Genomic DNA, 15,450 nt, shown 5'->3' with positions numbered 1-15,450 from the left:
ACCGTAAAAGGAATAAAGACGCGTTTATTTTACCACATTCCTTTTTATCCATCGCCGTTCTGCTGATTTGACAACATCCCGCGTGAGGCCGGCGCTAAGTCTGGTAGTTGCTCCGGTTGCTTGCTAAGTTGGAAGCATCCAGTAAAACCCTAAGGGGGAAGCGATGTCTGAGCAAAAAAGGTATCGAACAGACGCTTTACCACATTCAGTTTTCCGGGCCGAATGGGTGCGCGCTGAAGAAGCCGCCGCGGCCGGCGAAGCCGGAGTATCATTGAATACATTAATGCAGCGTGCGGGAGAGGCGGCTTTTCAGGTCGCGCGTCGTTATTATCCTTCTGCCCGGCACTGGTTGATTCTCGCCGGACACGGAAATAACGGCGGTGACGGTTACGTGGTCGCCTCGCTGGCGCTGGCCGCGGGGATCACGCCGCATGTGATCGTCTGTACCGGGCAACGCCCTTTGCCCGAGGAAGCGCAGGCCGCGCGTCAGGCGTGGCTGGCTCAGGGCGGGGATGTTCATGACGCTGACGAAGTATGGCCGGAAAGCGTCGATCTGATTATTGACGGATTGCTGGGCACCGGCCTGACCGCCGCGCCGCGTTCGCCCTATGACAGGTTAATTACTCAGGCAAACGTTCATTCCGCCCCGGTCGTCGCGCTGGATATTCCTTCCGGATTAAACGCGGAAACCGGGGGATGTGCGGGCGAGGCTATTCGTGCGGCGCACACGGTGACGTTTATCGCCCTGAAGCCGGGATTGTTGACGGGAAACGCCCGCGATTGCGTAGGGCGGCTACACTATAATGCGTTAGGGTTATCTGCGTGGATAAGCAGAAAAACTGCGCCGATCCGGCGGCTATCAGGCACGTTGTTGAGCGAATGGTTAAAACCCCGGCGTCCGGGCGCGCACAAAGGCGATAACGGCCGATTGCTGATTGTCGGCGGTAATTACGGCATGGGCGGCGCGATGTTTATGGCGGGAGAGGCCGCTCTGCGCAGCGGGGCCGGCTTGGTGCGAGTGCTTACTCACAAACAATACCTGGCGGCGTTGCTGACGGCGCGCCCTGAACTGATGGTGCAGGAACTGACGGGGGAGAGCTTACGACACGGGCTGGAATGGGCGGATGTCGTGGTGATTGGGCCGGGACTGGGGCAGGATGAATGGGGGAAAAATGCGCTGCGATTAGCAGAAAATTGTAACAAACCCATGTTATGGGATGCTGATGCGCTTAACCTGCTGGCAATCAATCCGCATAAACGGCAAAATCGCGTGTTAACCCCGCATCCCGGAGAGGCGGCCCGTTTATTGAATTGCCGTGTGTCTGAAATTGAAAGCGATCGCTTACTTGCGGCTCAAAAACTGGTAAAACGCTATGGCGGCATCGTGGTATTAAAAGGCGCAGGTACGGTGATTGCCGATGAACAGGGCCAATTGGCGATTGCGGATGTGGGAAACCCCGGTATGGCGACCGGCGGCATGGGAGATGTGTTGTCGGGAATTATCGGCGGTTTGCTGGCGCAGAAGCTCTCGCTGTATGATGCCGCCTGTGCGGGGTGTGTGATACACGGTGCGGCGGCTGACCAGTTGGCGGTACAGCGAGGAACCCGAGGTATGCTGGCAACCGATTTGATGCCGGTGTTGTCTCAGTATGTCAATCCCGAATGGATACCCGTAGAAAAGACAGAATGAAAAAAATTGCGTTCTCTCTGCCGGATGAGGCAGCAACCCTCGCATTAGGCGCCGCGTTGGCTAAAGTCTGTGAATCTGCCTGCGTTGTGCATTTATATGGCGATCTCGGCGCCGGAAAAACGACGTTCAGCCGTGGTTTTGTGCAGGCGTTGGGTCATCAGGGAAATGTGAAAAGCCCGACGTATACCTTAGTCGAACCTTATGCGTTATCGCCGCTGGCGGTATATCATTTCGATCTTTATCGCCTTGCCGATCCGGAAGAGCTGGAATTTATGGGTATTCGTGATTATCTGGTTCAGGATGCTATCTGCCTGATTGAATGGCCCCAGCAGGGGGCGGGCGTATTGCCTTCAGCCGATCTTGAACTGCATTTGCGCTATCGGGAACAAGGGCGGCAGGCGGACCTCTCAGCCGTATCGGCGCAGGGAGAGGCCATTCTGCAACGGCTGGCCGAGCGGACAGGGACAACGCCATGATGAATCGCATTCTCACGCTGTTCGCCTGCGTCTGGCTGATGCTGGCGGGAACCGGTTGGGCGGCCAATCTGTCTGATATTAAAGTGGATAATGCCGCCGCTCAGGCAACGGTCAGCCTGACTTTTAGCGAGCAGCCTATCTATGCATTCTTCCCGCTCAATAATCCTGAGCGGGTAGTGATTGATATTCGCCAGACGGCGCTGATTCAAGGACTGCCGCTGGATTTCAGCGGGCAAAATCTGATTAAGCGCATTCGCACCAGCAATGCGCAGGATGCGCAAAGCATACGTTTGGTGCTGGATTTGACGCAGCCCGCCAGGACGCGGGCGGTCACGCAGAAGACCGGCTCGGGGTATAGCGTGGTCTTTACGGTCAGCGGCGATAAACCCAGAGCGGTGGCGCAGAAAAGCGCGCCGGCGGCGCCCAGTCAGCCGCGGCCGGCGACGAGCGAGCCGAAGAAGAATCCGTTTAATAATAAACCGACGGTCGTGGTGAATAGCAACGCCTCAGCCCGAACGCCCGCGCGGGCGACGGGGAACAGTGAACGCGTGGTGGTGGCCATTGATGCCGGACACGGCGGACAGGATCCCGGCGCCATCGGCCAGAATGGGCTGCGCGAGAAAAACGTCACCATTGCGATTTCACGTAAGTTGCAGGCGTTGCTGAATCGCGACCCTGCCTTTAAGCCGGTGTTGACCCGCGACGGTGATTATTTTATCTCGGTGATGGGGCGCTCGGATGTCGCGCGTAAACAGGGCGCCAATATTCTGGTCTCAATTCATGCGGACGCCGCGCCGAATCGTAGCGCGACCGGGGCGTCGGTATGGGTGTTGTCCAATCGCCGGGCAAACAGCGAAATGGCGACCTGGCTGGAACAGCATGAGAAACAATCCGAACTGTTGGGCGGCGCCGGCGATTTATTGGCAAACAACAATGCCGATCCCTATCTGAGCCAGGCGGTGCTGGATCTGCAATTCGGGCACTCGCAGCGCGTCGGTTATGACGTCGCCACCAAGGTATTGCAAGAGCTTCAGCGCGTCGGCGGACTGCATAAGCGCCGTCCGGAGCACGCCAGTCTGGGCGTGTTGCGTTCGCCCGATATTCCTTCATTGCTGGTTGAAACCGGGTTTATCAGTAACGCGGCGGAAGAGCGGTTGCTGGGCAGCAATGATTATCAGGAGAAAATCGCCAACGCGATTTATCAGGGGCTGAGAAGTTATTTCCAGACGCACCCGCTGCAATCTGTCCCAAAGCCGGAAAGTCGCTCGGTTCAGTCGTCAGCGACGAATAAAAGCGCGACCGGCGCCGCGACTGAAAAGAAAAGCGGGAGTAATAGCACCGCAACCACCCGCCATACCGTGGTGCGCGGCGAAACGCTGTCAGCTATCGCAACGCGCTACGGCGTGAGCATGGCATCGATCCGCGAACTGAATAAGCTGAACAAGGATATCGTTTGGATCGGGCAACGTTTAACCATCCCGGCGGCAGGCGCCAAATCGCCGTCGCCGGTTTTGACGGCCAGCGCGAAAAAAGCCGCGCCCGTGAAGCATAAAGTGGTGCGGGGCGATAGCCTGAGTGCGATTGCCGCTCGTTATGGTGTCAGCATGAAAGAGATCCAGCAGGTCAATGCGATGAACTCGGGCAACGTACAACTGGGCCAGACGTTGATTATTCCGTCCGCATGAGCTGATGTTTTACGCTGATTTTTCATCCGGATAATGTAAGAGGGAAACGCCATGCCGATTCAGGTTCTGCCGCCGCAATTGGCCAATCAGATTGCGGCCGGGGAAGTGGTGGAGCGTCCTGCTTCCGTGGTCAAAGAACTGGTGGAAAACAGTCTGGATGCCGGCGCGACGCGTATTGAGATCGACATAGAACGCGGCGGCGCTAAGCTGATTCGTATCCGCGACAATGGCGCGGGCATCGGCAAAGATGAACTGACGCTGGCGTTGGCGCGTCATGCGACCAGCAAGATTGCCACGCTCGACGATCTGGAAGCCATCGTTAGTATGGGATTTCGCGGCGAGGCGCTGGCCAGCATCAGTTCGGTTTCCCGTCTGACGCTAACCTCGCGTACCGCCCAGCAGTCCGAAGCCTGGCAGGCCTATGCCGAAGGGCGCGATATGTCGGTAACGGTCAAGCCGGCCGCTCACCCGGTCGGCACCACGCTGGAAGTGCTGGATCTGTTTTACAATACGCCGGCCCGCCGCAAATTTATGCGTACGGAGAAAACCGAGTTCACCCATATCGATGAGGTCGTTCGCCGAATTGCGCTGGCGCGGTTTGATGTCGCCATCACGTTGCACCACAACGGGAAGTTGATCCGGCAGTACCGGCCTGTAACCGATCCGTCGCAGCATGAGCGACGCCTCGGCAGCATCTGCGGCAGCGTGTTTTTACAGCAAGCGCTGGCGGTGTCGTGGCAGCATGACGATTTGACCATTCATGGCTGGGTGGCCGATCCCGCCGGGGAGAAACCACTGCCCGAGATGCAGTACTGCTATGTGAACCAACGGATGATGCGCGATCGGTTAATCAACCATGCTATCCGGCAGGCGTATCAGGATCGGCTTAGCGACGATCGGCAACCGGCCTATGTGCTGTATCTGGAAATCGATCCCCACCAGGTGGATGTCAACGTGCATCCGGCCAAACACGAAGTCCGGTTTCATCAGGCTCGGCTGGTGCATGATTTTATTTATCAGGCGGTGATGACGGTACTACAGCAGACCTCTGCGCCTGCGCTCGCCCTCTCTGAACCGGGAACGGAGCAGCCAATTCATTGGCGACAGGAAAATCGCACCGCCGCCGGTGAAAACCATTTTGCCCAGCCGACATCCACAGCGGCGGAAAAATCTGCCGGTCATGCGGGTAAGGCCCGTGAACCCCATTATCCCACGGCGCCTGCCTATCAGAAGAAACAAGGCGAACTGTACCGAAAACTGCTGCAAGCCGAAGATGTCAGTGAGTCGTCATCCCGCCAGCCGGTTGCCGCGCCGGCGCAACCCCGTTCCGACGCCGGAGCGGCGCCGCAGCCTGATAAAACGGCGCCGATAGCGGATACGCAAGGTGAAAAAATACGCGCGTCCATCGCCTCTCCGCTCGAAAGCAACGCCGCGGGATTTGGCCGCGTGCTTACCGTTTATCCGCCTTGTTATGCTTTGCTGGAATACCATAAGGGATTAGCGTTACTGTCTTTGCCGGTCGCGGAACGTTTCCTGAAGCAGGTGCAGTTGACGCCGCCCGAAAGCGGGCTGCGCCCACAGCCGTTATTGATTCCTCAGCGCCTGACGCTGAATAAATCAGAGAGGGCGGTAGTGGCAGAATATCAGACCCTGTTGGCGCTTTTTGGTATTGATATTGTGGTTGAGTCACAACGCGCCACGTTACGCGCCGTACCTTTACCATTGCGCCAACAAAATTTACAAAACTTGATCTCTGAACTGTTAGGCTATCTGGCCGATTCTCAAACCACGGAACCGGACGCTCTGGCCGGGTGGCTGGCGACCCGGTTGAAGAGCGAGCAGCAAAGCTGGAGCCATTCCCAGGCGATACAACTTTTGACGGATGTCGAGCGGCTTTGCCCTCAGTTGGTAAAGGCTCCGCCGCCCGAACTTTTATATATGATGGACATCAATAGCGCCATCAGGGCTTTGAAGCATGAGTGATTTTGAAAAGGCGTCGCTTCCCCCGGCCATTTTTATTATGGGGCCGACGGCATCGGGTAAAACGGCGCTGGCAATGGCGTTGCGCCAACATTTACCCGTAGAGTTGATTAGTGTTGATTCAGCCCTCATCTACAAGGGAATGGATATCGGGACCGCGAAACCGGGGGCGGAAGAGTTGGCTCAGGCGCCGCACCGCCTGATCGATATTCTCGACCCGGCGGAATCGTATTCCGCGGCTGATTTTCGCCGCGATGCGTTGCGGGAAATGGCGGAAATCAGCGCCGCCGGGCGTATCCCCCTGCTGGTGGGGGGCACCATGCTTTACTTTAAGGCCCTGCTTGAAGGATTGTCGCCATTGCCTTCTGCCGACGCCGTGGTGCGGCAGCGTATAGAAGAACAGGCGAAAGACGTCGGTTGGGGAGCCATGCATCGTCACTTATGTGAGATAGATCCGGTTGCCGCGGCTCGGATTCATCCAAATGATCCGCAGAGACTTTCTCGGGCACTGGAAGTTTTTTTCGTTTCAGGTAACACTTTAACTGAACTGACAAAAATGTCCGGTGAAGCGTTGCCGTATAAGGTTCAGCAGTTCGCCATCGCCCCGGCGACGCGTGAGTTGTTGCATCAGCGTATTGAACTGCGTTTTCATCAGATGTTGGCGGCAGGTTTTGAGGCGGAGGCCCGGGCGCTGTTTGCCCGCAATGACTTGCACAGGGATTTGCCTTCCATTCGTTGTGTCGGTTATCGCCAGATGTGGTCATATTTATCCGGTGAAATTGATTATGATGAAATGGTTTATCGGGGAGTTTGTGCGACGAGGCAGCTTGCCAAGCGACAGATGACCTGGTTGCGCGGTTGGGATGATGTTTGCTGGCTGGATAGTGAAAAGCCAAAAGAAGCACTGGACAAGGTAATACAGGTTGTTAGTGCATAGGTTGGGTGATTGTGTACAATTGGCTAGGTCTCAGCGCACAAATTTTTTAGAGCCATAGGGTTCTTTGTTACAAACAACAAACAAATAAGGAAAATATAGAATGGCTAAGGGGCAATCTTTGCAAGATCCGTTCCTGAACGCATTGCGTCGCGAACGTGTTCCGGTTTCGATTTATTTGGTGAATGGTATTAAGTTGCAAGGTCAGATTGAGTCTTTTGATCAGTTTGTCATTTTGTTAAAGAATACGGTTAGCCAGATGGTGTATAAGCACGCCATTTCTACCGTGGTTCCATCCCGTCCGGTGTCTCATCACAGCAATAATCCAGGCACCAGCAATTATCATGGTAGCAATCCGGCTGGTCAGCAACAGCCGCAGGAAAGTGATGACGCTGAATAAAGCGTATTGTCAATTCACCATGGCGGAGGGCCGGAATACATCGCCTGTTTCCTCCGCTCTGGTGCTTTTTGATCGTTTGAGAGGTTACTCGCTTGTTTGACCGTTATGAAGCTGGTGAACGAGCCATACTAGTTCATATTTACTTCTCGCAAGATAAAGATACGGAAGACCTGCTGGAGTTTGAGTCTCTGGTTTCTTCTGCCGGCGTTGAGTCATTGCAGGTAATTACCGGCAGCCGTAAGGCGCCTCACCCCAAGTATTTTGTTGGCGAAGGCAAAGCCGAGGAAATTGCTCAGGCGGTAAAAGATACCAACGCTTTTGTGGTGTTGTTCGATCATGCTTTGACACCGGCTCAGGAACGTAATCTTGAGCGCTTATGCGAGTGTCGCGTTATCGATCGCACCGGGTTGATTCTGGATATTTTTGCCCAGCGTGCGCGTACCCACGAAGGGAAGTTACAGGTAGAGCTGGCGCAGCTGCGTCATCTTGCCACTCGGCTGGTTCGCGGCTGGACGCACCTTGAGCGGCAAAAAGGGGGCATCGGTTTGCGTGGCCCCGGGGAAACCCAGTTGGAAACCGACCGCCGTCTGCTGCGTAACCGCATCAGCCAGATTTTGTCCCGTCTCGAACGGGTGGAAAAACAGCGCGAACAAGGGCGCAGGGCGCGCGTTCGCGCTGATGTGCCGACGGTTTCGCTGGTGGGTTATACCAATGCCGGCAAATCCACGCTGTTTAATAAGATAACATCGGCAGGCGTGTATGCGGCCGATCAGTTATTTGCCACGCTGGATCCCACATTGCGCCGTATTGAGGTGGATGATGTCGGTGATACGGTGTTGGCGGATACCGTAGGTTTTATCCGGCAGTTGCCGCACGATTTGGTGGCTGCGTTTAAGGCTACGTTACAGGAAACGCGTCAGGCTTCTCTGTTATTGCATGTTGTGGACGCCGCCGATCCTCGTCTTGACGAGAATATTGATGCGGTAGATACGGTATTGGCAGAAATCGAAGCCGATGAGATTCCTACGCTGTTAGTAATGAACAAGATTGATATGCTGGAAGATTTCATACCGCGTATCGATCGCAACGAAGAAAATTTACCGGTCAGAATCTGGCTTTCAGCTCAAACCGGTGAAGGTATTCCGTTGCTATTTCAAGCGTTGACCGAGCGGCTATCTGGGGAAATCGCACAATATTCATTGAGTCTTCCTCCGCAGGCCGGACGTTTGCGCAGCCGTTTTTACCAGCTTCAGGCAATAGAAAAAGAATGGATTGAAGAGGACGGGCATATCGGTTTAACGATTCGCATGCCGATTGCCGACTGGCGCCGCCTCTGTAAACAAGAGCAGGAACTGGCGGATTATATTGTCTGACTGGCAGATATTGTCTGAATGGCGAAATAGTCTGACGGACTCTGGGATATTGAACCTGAAGAACACCTATCATAAAGAATGGAGCTAAAACATGGCGTGGAATCAGCCCGGTAATAACGGACAGGACCGCGACCCGTGGGGGAGCAGCAATAACAATAGCGGCAACTCTGGCGGAAGTAATAATAAAGGCGGCCGAGATCAGGGGCCACCGGATTTGGACGATATCTTCCGTAAACTGAGCAAAAAACTCAGCGATCTGGGAGGAGGAAAGGGCACGGGTTCCGGCAACAGCGGGACTTCGGGCGGTTCCGGCCTTGGCGGGCGGGTGGTCGGTATTGTCGCGGTTGCGGCTGTCGTCATCTGGGCCGCCAGCGGTTTCTATACCATCAAAGAGGCGGAACGGGGCGTGGTAACACGCTTTGGTAAATTCAGCCATCAGGTTGAGCCCGGCCTTAACTGGAAGCCGACGTTTATCGACTCTGTCAGAGCCGTTAACGTGGAGTCGGTGCGTGAACTGGCAACGTCTGGCGTGATGTTGACATCGGATGAGAACGTGGTTCGCGTCGAAATGAACGTCCAGTATCGTGTGACGGAACCGGAACGTTATCTGTTCAGCGTGACCAATGCGGATGATAGCTTGCGTCAGGCGACGGACAGCGCGTTGCGCGGCGTGATCGGTAAATACACCATGGATAAGATCCTGACTGAAGGCCGGACCATCGTGCGTACCGACACCCAGCGCGTACTGGAAGAAACGGTGCGTCCGTACAACATGGGTATCACCTTGCTGGACGTCAACTTCCAGGCGGCGCGTCCGCCGGAAGAGGTGAAGGCGGCGTTCGACGACGCCATTGCCGCGCGTGAAAACGAGCAGCAATATATTCGTGAAGCGGAAGCCTATGCCAACGAGGTTCAGCCGCGCGCCAACGGTCAGGCTCAGCGTATTCTGGAAGAGGCTCGCGCTTATAAAACTCGTACCGTTCTGGAAGCTCAGGGTGAAGTCGCCCGTTTTGCCAGAGTGTTGCCGGAATATAAAGCCGCGCCTGAGATCACGCGTGAGCGTCTGTATATCGAAACCATGGAGCGAGTGCTGAGCCATACCCGTAAGGTGCTGGTTAATGATAAAGGCGGCAACCTGATGGTATTGCCGTTGGATCAAATGTTGCGCGGATCAAACAGCGGCGAAAATCCGCAAAGCAACAACAGCAGTAGCGCCAACCCACTGCGTTTGCCTGCCACATCGGGCAACAGCGGCGCTAACACCAATCAGACGCGAAGCAGCAACAACGGAAATATCATGGATCAGCGCAGAGCAAATGCGCAGCGTGATGACATCACTCGAGTAGGGAGAGAATAATCAATGCGTAAGCCCTTACTATTTATCCTGATCCTGGTACTGATGGTGGTCTATGCGTCACTGTTCGTGGTGCAGGAAGGCCAGCGTGGCATCGTTATGCGTTTTGGCAAAGTGTTGCGCGATGATGAAAACAAACCGCTGATTTATGCTCCGGGATTGCAGTTTAAAATTCCGTTCATAGATTCGGTGAAGATGTTGGATGCGCGTATTCAGACCATGGAAAACCAGGCCGATCGCTTTATCACCAAAGAGCAGAAAGACCTGATCATTGATTCCTATATCAAATGGCGGATTAGTGATTTCAGCCGCTATTATCTGGCGACCGGCGGTGGTGATGTTTCTCAGGCGGAAGTCCTGTTGAAACGTAAATTCAGCGACCGTCTGCGTTCTGAGATTGGTCGTCTGGATTTGAAAGGTATCGTTACCGATTCCCGCGGGCAGTTAATGACCGATGTGCGTGAAGCATTGAATACCGGGACGGGTGAGACGACGGAAGCGGATAACGCGATTGCTTCGGCCGCGGCGCGTGTTGCAGAGGAAACGACCGGCGCCCAGCCGCACGTTAACCCGAACAGCATGGCTGCGCTGGGTATCGAAGTTATCGATGTGCGGATCAAGCAGATCAACCTGCCGACCGAAGTGTCTGACGCCATCTACCAACGTATGCGTGCAGAGCGTGAAGCGGTAGCGCGTCGTCACCGTTCGCAAGGCCAGGAAGAGGCTGAGAAGTTAAAAGCGACGGCGGACTACGAGGTAACCCGTACGCTGGCGGAAGCTGAGCGCCAGGGACGTATTTCCCGTGGTGAAGGCGATGCGGAAGCAGCGAAACTGTTTGCCCAGGCCTTTAGCGAGGATCCTGATTTCTACTCCTTCATTCGTAGCCTGCGTGCGTATGAAAGCAGCTTCAGCTCTAATCAGGATGTCATGGTGTTGAGTCCGGACAGCGATTTCTTCCGCTATATGAAATCGCCGGATACAACTCTCCGTCGTTAATCATTAGCTTGATCAAGCTGACTTCAAGCCCGTATCTTACGGGCTTTTTTTATGACGGGCTGGAAGCCCGTCACCCTTTGGGCCGTCGCAAGCGACGTTGAAAATCGCCCCGGCGATTTTTTATGACGGGCTATCCTGCCCGTCACCCTTTGGGCCGTCGAAAGCGACGTTTAAAATCGCTCCCGGCGATTTTTTATGACGGGCTTCTGCCCGCCACCCTGCGGGCCGTCGCAAGCGACGTTGAAAATCGCCCCGGCGATTTTTTATGGAGTTCTTATGAATACAACCGTGTGGATAGCTTTGGGGCTGGTGTTGATTATCGAAGGGTTGGGGCCGTTACTGTTTCCCCGTATCTGGCGGCGTATGATTCTGGCAATGGCGCAGTTGCCTGATAACACATTACGGCGTTTCGGGGGCGGAATAGTGGTTGCCGGATGCGTGATCTACTATATGTTGCGTAGCCGGATAGGCAGTTAAAATTCATCTGAAAAATGTGCGCAAACGTATGCTAAAAGTACTGAAAGCGAGCAGATGAGATGTTAGAATCCTTTTTTAAGCAACCTGGTGATTCTTGAGATGGGTAAGAACGTCGTCGTACTGGGCACCCAATGGGGTGACGAAGGTAAAGGCAAGGTCGTCGACCTGCTGACTGAACGGGCTAAATATGTTGTGCGCTACCAAGGTGGCCACAATGCTGGCCATACTCTGGTTATCAACGGTGAAAAAACCGTTCTTCATTTAATTCCCTCTGGCATTTTGCGTGAAAATGTTGTCAGCATCATCGCTAACGGCGTGGTGCTGGCGCCGGATGCGCTGATGAAGGAAATGACGGATCTTGAAGCGCGCGGCGTCCCGGTACGCGAACGTCTGCTGCTTTCTGAAGCCTGTCCGTTGATTCTTCCTTATCATGTCGCATTGGACAACGCGCGCGAAAAAGCACGTGGCGCGAAGGCAATCGGCACCACGGGGCGCGGTATCGGCCCGGCCTACGAAGATAAAGTCGCCCGCCGCGGGCTGCGCGTCGGCGATCTGTTCGACAAACAAGCCTTTGCCGTTAAGTTGAAAGAAATCGTTGAATACCATAACTTCCAACTGGTCAACTACTACAAAGTCGACGCGGTTGACTACCAGAAAGTGCTGGATGATGTCCTGGCGGTCGCCGACATCCTGACCGGCATGGTGGTTGATGTTGCCGACCTGCTGTATAAAGCGCACCTGCGCGGCGATTTCGTTATGTTTGAAGGGGCGCAGGGTACGCTGCTGGATATCGACCACGGCACTTATCCGTATGTCACCTCTTCCAATACCACGGCAGGCGGTGTGGCGACCGGCTCTGGCCTTGGCCCGCGCTACGTTGACTATGTGCTGGGTATCGTTAAAGCCTATTCTACTCGCGTTGGCGCCGGCCCGTTCCCGACCGAGCTGTTTGATGATGTCGGCGAGTATCTTTCCCAGAAAGGGAATGAATTCGGCGCGACGACCGGTCGCCGTCGCCGTACCGGCTGGCTGGATACCGTTGCGGTTCGCCGCGCAGTACAGATCAACTCACTGTCTGGTTTCTGCATGACCAAACTGGACGTGCTGGACGGCCTGGAAGAAGTCAAAATCTGTGTCGGCTACCGTATGCCTGATGGCAGCGAGGTGGATACGACTCCGCTGGCCGCGGAAGGCTGGGAAGGTATTGAGCCGATTTATGAAACCTTGCCAGGCTGGACCGAAAGCACGTTTGGCGTGCAAGAGCGCGACAAATTGCCGCAGGCGGCGCTGAACTACATTAAACGTGTGGAAGAAGTGACCGGCGTCCCGGTGGACATTATTTCTACCGGCCCGGACCGCAGTGAAACGATTATCCTGCGCGATCCGTTTGACGCTTGAACGGACTTAGCCCCGGTTCATAAGTCGCTGAGCGATTTTAACGAGCTGGAAGGCAAAGCATAAAAAAGGACGGGTTTCCGTCCTTTTTGCTGTTTCTCATTTGCCCGCGGCAATTTCCGCACGGGCTTTATTTTGCAATGCATCCAGTAGCTTATTATGGATGTTGCTGAACCCGCCGTTACTCATCACCAGTATATGATCGCCCGGCTGCGCCGCTTTCACAATCATATCGACCAGCGTGTCGATGTCGGCGTTCCAGTGTGCGGGCTGTACGCAGGATTCCGCGACTTCGGCAACCTGCCAGGGAATATGCTGCGGCTGGAATAGAAAGACTTCGTCGGCGCGACCCAGTGACGGCGCAAGTTCGTTTTTGCACATCCCCATCTTCATGGTGTTGGAGCGCGGTTCGAGTACCGCCAGAATGCGGGCGGTTCCGCCGACTTTGCTGCGTAACGCGGCCAGTGTCGCCAGGATCGCCGTAGGGTGGTGAGCGAAATCGTCGTAGACGGCGACGCCGTGTGCCGTACCGCGTAATTCAAGACGGCGGCGGGCATTGATAAATCCCCCCAGCGCACGGCAGGCATCGGCGGGCAGAACCCCAACGTGATGGGCCGCGGCAATAGCCATCAAGCCGTTGTGCATATTGTGTTCGCCAACCAGACTCCATTGCACTTCACCAACCTGCTCGCCATTCAGGTAAACCTGATACTGACTGGCATCCGTCGAGACTTTCCTGGCGTTCCAGACACCGTCTTCGCCCACCAGTTCCTGCTCGCTCCAGCACCCCATCGCCATGGTTTGCTTGAGGTGAATATCATTGGCGGGCAGGATAATTTTCCCACTGCCGGGAACCAAACGGACAAGATGATGGAACTGTTTCTGGATGGCTTTCAGATCATCGAAGATATCGGCGTGATCGAATTCAAGATTGTTGAGAATGAGCGTGCGCGGGCTGTAATGGACGAATTTAGATCGTTTATCAAAAAAGGCGCAGTCATATTCGTCTGCTTCGACCACCATAAACGGGCTGTCGCCTAAACGGGCCGAGACCGTAAAGTTTCCGGGGACGCCGCCAATCACGAAACCGGGCTGGTAGCCGCAATCCTCCAGGATCCAGGCGACCATTCCCGCCGTGGTGGTTTTGCCGTGCGTACCGGCGACCGCGATCACCCAACGATCGCGCAAGACATAATCATGCAGCCATTGCGGACCGGACACATACGGCAGCCCTTGTTCCAGCATGGTTTCAACGCAAGGATTTCCGCGCGTCATCGCATTGCCCACAATAATCAGATCGGGGGCGGGATCGAGCTGCGCAGGATCATATCCCTGAATCAACGTGATCCCCTGTTCTTCCAGTAAAGTGCTCATGGGGGGATAGACGTTCGCATCTGAACCCGTTACCTGATGCCCTAATGAACGGGCCAACATCGCCAGGCCGCCCATAAAGGTGCCGCAGATGCCTAAAATATGAATGCGCATACAGTTTCCATCTATACAGTGAGTCTGCGCACATTCTAACCCTATGAAACCATCATAAGAAATGGATTTGACTAGGTACTCACTTTCTCTTTGGGCTACACTGCATGCGAAAACGTTGGCGGTGTATAAATGGAACCGCTTTTCATCCGTAGACTCTGGAATAGTGTTATGAAAACGTTAGGCGAATTTATCGTCGAAAAACAGCACGATTTCTCTCATGCCACCGGTGAGCTTACCGCGCTGCTGTCAGCGATTAAACTGGGTGCCAAAATCATCCACCGCGATATTAACAAAGCGGGTCTGGTTGATATCCTGGGAACCAGCGGCATTTCCAATATTCAGGGCGAAGTACAGATGAAGCTTGATCTGTATGCCAATGAAAAATTGAAAGCCGCTTTAAAAGCGCGCGGTGAGGTTGCGGGCATAGCCTCTGAAGAAGAGGATGAAATAGTTATCTTTGAAGGCGATCGGGCGGAAAACGCGAAATATGTCGTGTTGATGGATCCGCTGGATGGCTCTTCCAATATTGATGTTAACGTCTCCGTCGGCACCATCTTCTCTATCTACCGCCGTATTACCCCCCTGGGAAGCTCGGTAACGGAAGACGACTTCCTGCAACCGGGTAATAAGCAAGTCGCCGCAGGCTACATTGTTTATGGATCGTCCACCATGCTGGTGTACACCACGGGGCACGGCGTGCATGCGTTTACCTACGATCCGTCTCTTGGCGTGTTCTGCCTGTCGCATGAAAGAGTTCATTTCCCGGAAAAAGGGAACATGTACTCGATTAACGAGGGGAATTACATCAAGTTTCCTCTGGGCGTGAAGAAATACATTAAATACTGTCAGGAACAGGACGAATCGACGCTGCGCCCTTATACCTCACGTTATATTGGTTCGCTGGTCGCTGATTTTCATCGTAACCTGTTGAAAGGCGGGATTTATCTCTATCCGAGCACGGCGAGCTACCCGAAAGGCAAGCTGCGTTTGCTGTATGAATGCAACCCGATGGCGTTTCTGGCGGAGCAGGCGGGCGGTAAAGCCAGCGACGGCAAAAACCGTATTCTGGACATCATGCCGCAGAAGCTGCACCAGCGTTCGCCTTTCTTTGTGGGGACGGAATCGATGGTCAATGACGTTGAGCGTTTTATCCGTGAGTTCCCGGATGAGTAACTGGCGTTGTCGTCTGATTTAGCTTAACTGAG

13 protein-coding genes are annotated in these 15,450 nt (G+C 54.7%); 12 read left to right on the top strand and 1 reads right to left on the bottom strand.

The window, feature by feature from the left end; translation table 11 throughout:
• The first annotated feature begins 163 nt into the window (after positions 1-163).
• The 11 genes from nnr to HOY33_RS13985 all read left to right on the top strand — a co-directional run bounded on the left by nnr (position 164) and on the right by HOY33_RS13985 (position 12,763).
• Positions 164-1,690, top strand: a complete 1,527-nt coding sequence (gene nnr / locus HOY33_RS14035) for a bifunctional ADP-dependent NAD(P)H-hydrate dehydratase/NAD(P)H-hydrate epimerase (protein ID WP_172290841.1) — start codon at positions 164-166, stop codon at positions 1,688-1,690.
• The gene (gene tsaE / locus HOY33_RS14030; RefSeq protein ID WP_172290840.1) at positions 1,687-2,166 is read left to right on the top strand and encodes a tRNA (adenosine(37)-N6)-threonylcarbamoyltransferase complex ATPase subunit type 1 TsaE; all 480 of its coding nucleotides are present in this window, start codon (positions 1,687-1,689) and stop codon (positions 2,164-2,166) included. The genes nnr and tsaE overlap by 4 nt, the downstream gene beginning before the upstream one ends.
• A complete protein-coding gene (gene amiB / locus HOY33_RS14025) occupies positions 2,163-3,851 on the top strand; it encodes an N-acetylmuramoyl-L-alanine amidase AmiB (protein ID WP_172290839.1) in 1,689 nt (562 codons plus the stop codon). Before tsaE ends, amiB begins: the two co-directional genes overlap by 4 nt.
• 51 nt (positions 3,852-3,902) lie before the next feature.
• The gene (mutL, locus tag HOY33_RS14020) at positions 3,903-5,834 is read left to right on the top strand and encodes a DNA mismatch repair endonuclease MutL (RefSeq protein ID WP_172290838.1); all 1,932 of its coding nucleotides are present in this window, start codon (positions 3,903-3,905) and stop codon (positions 5,832-5,834) included.
• Positions 5,827-6,768 (top strand): tRNA (adenosine(37)-N6)-dimethylallyltransferase MiaA, encoded by a 942-nt coding sequence (gene miaA / locus HOY33_RS14015; RefSeq protein ID WP_172290837.1) that lies wholly within the window; start codon positions 5,827-5,829, stop codon positions 6,766-6,768. Before mutL ends, miaA begins: the two co-directional genes overlap by 8 nt.
• A 100-nt stretch (positions 6,769-6,868) precedes the next feature.
• The gene (gene hfq / locus HOY33_RS14010) at positions 6,869-7,165 is read left to right on the top strand and encodes an RNA chaperone Hfq (protein ID WP_048637380.1); all 297 of its coding nucleotides are present in this window, start codon (positions 6,869-6,871) and stop codon (positions 7,163-7,165) included.
• A gap of 92 nt (positions 7,166-7,257) precedes the next feature.
• The gene (hflX, locus tag HOY33_RS14005; protein WP_172290836.1) at positions 7,258-8,538 is read left to right on the top strand and encodes a ribosome rescue GTPase HflX; all 1,281 of its coding nucleotides are present in this window, start codon (positions 7,258-7,260) and stop codon (positions 8,536-8,538) included.
• A gap of 91 nt (positions 8,539-8,629) precedes the next feature.
• On the top strand, positions 8,630-9,895 hold the full coding sequence (hflK, locus tag HOY33_RS14000; RefSeq protein ID WP_172290835.1) for an FtsH protease activity modulator HflK: 1,266 nt from the start codon (positions 8,630-8,632) through the stop codon (positions 9,893-9,895).
• A 3-nt stretch (positions 9,896-9,898) separates the two neighbouring features.
• A complete protein-coding gene (gene hflC, locus HOY33_RS13995; RefSeq protein WP_172290834.1) occupies positions 9,899-10,888 on the top strand; it encodes a protease modulator HflC in 990 nt (329 codons plus the stop codon).
• Between the two features lie 276 nt (positions 10,889-11,164).
• The gene (locus tag HOY33_RS13990; protein ID WP_172290833.1) at positions 11,165-11,365 is read left to right on the top strand and encodes a DUF2065 domain-containing protein; all 201 of its coding nucleotides are present in this window, start codon (positions 11,165-11,167) and stop codon (positions 11,363-11,365) included.
• Between the two features lie 99 nt (positions 11,366-11,464).
• Complete coding sequence (locus HOY33_RS13985) at positions 11,465-12,763, top strand: adenylosuccinate synthase (RefSeq protein ID WP_172290832.1); 1,299 nt, start codon at positions 11,465-11,467, stop codon at positions 12,761-12,763.
• A 96-nt stretch (positions 12,764-12,859) separates the two neighbouring features.
• Here HOY33_RS13985 and mpl read toward each other — a convergent pair whose 3' ends face one another.
• Positions 12,860-14,245 (bottom strand): UDP-N-acetylmuramate:L-alanyl-gamma-D-glutamyl-meso-diaminopimelate ligase, encoded by a 1,386-nt coding sequence (gene mpl / locus HOY33_RS13980; protein ID WP_172290831.1) that lies wholly within the window; start codon positions 14,243-14,245, stop codon positions 12,860-12,862.
• A gap of 168 nt (positions 14,246-14,413) precedes the next feature.
• Here mpl and fbp point away from each other — a divergent pair, with 168 nt between their 5' ends.
• Positions 14,414-15,418, top strand: a complete 1,005-nt coding sequence (gene fbp, locus HOY33_RS13975; RefSeq protein WP_172290830.1) for a class 1 fructose-bisphosphatase — start codon at positions 14,414-14,416, stop codon at positions 15,416-15,418.
• Positions 15,419-15,450 lie beyond the last annotated feature (32 nt).

Origin of the sequence: Brenneria sp. hezel4-2-4 (assembly GCF_013155275.1) — a bacterium.
GTDB lineage: Bacteria > Pseudomonadota > Gammaproteobacteria > Enterobacterales > Enterobacteriaceae > Brenneria.
The sequence above is the reverse complement of the archived record's forward strand: the minus strand, read 5'-3'. Positions and strand labels throughout refer to the sequence as shown.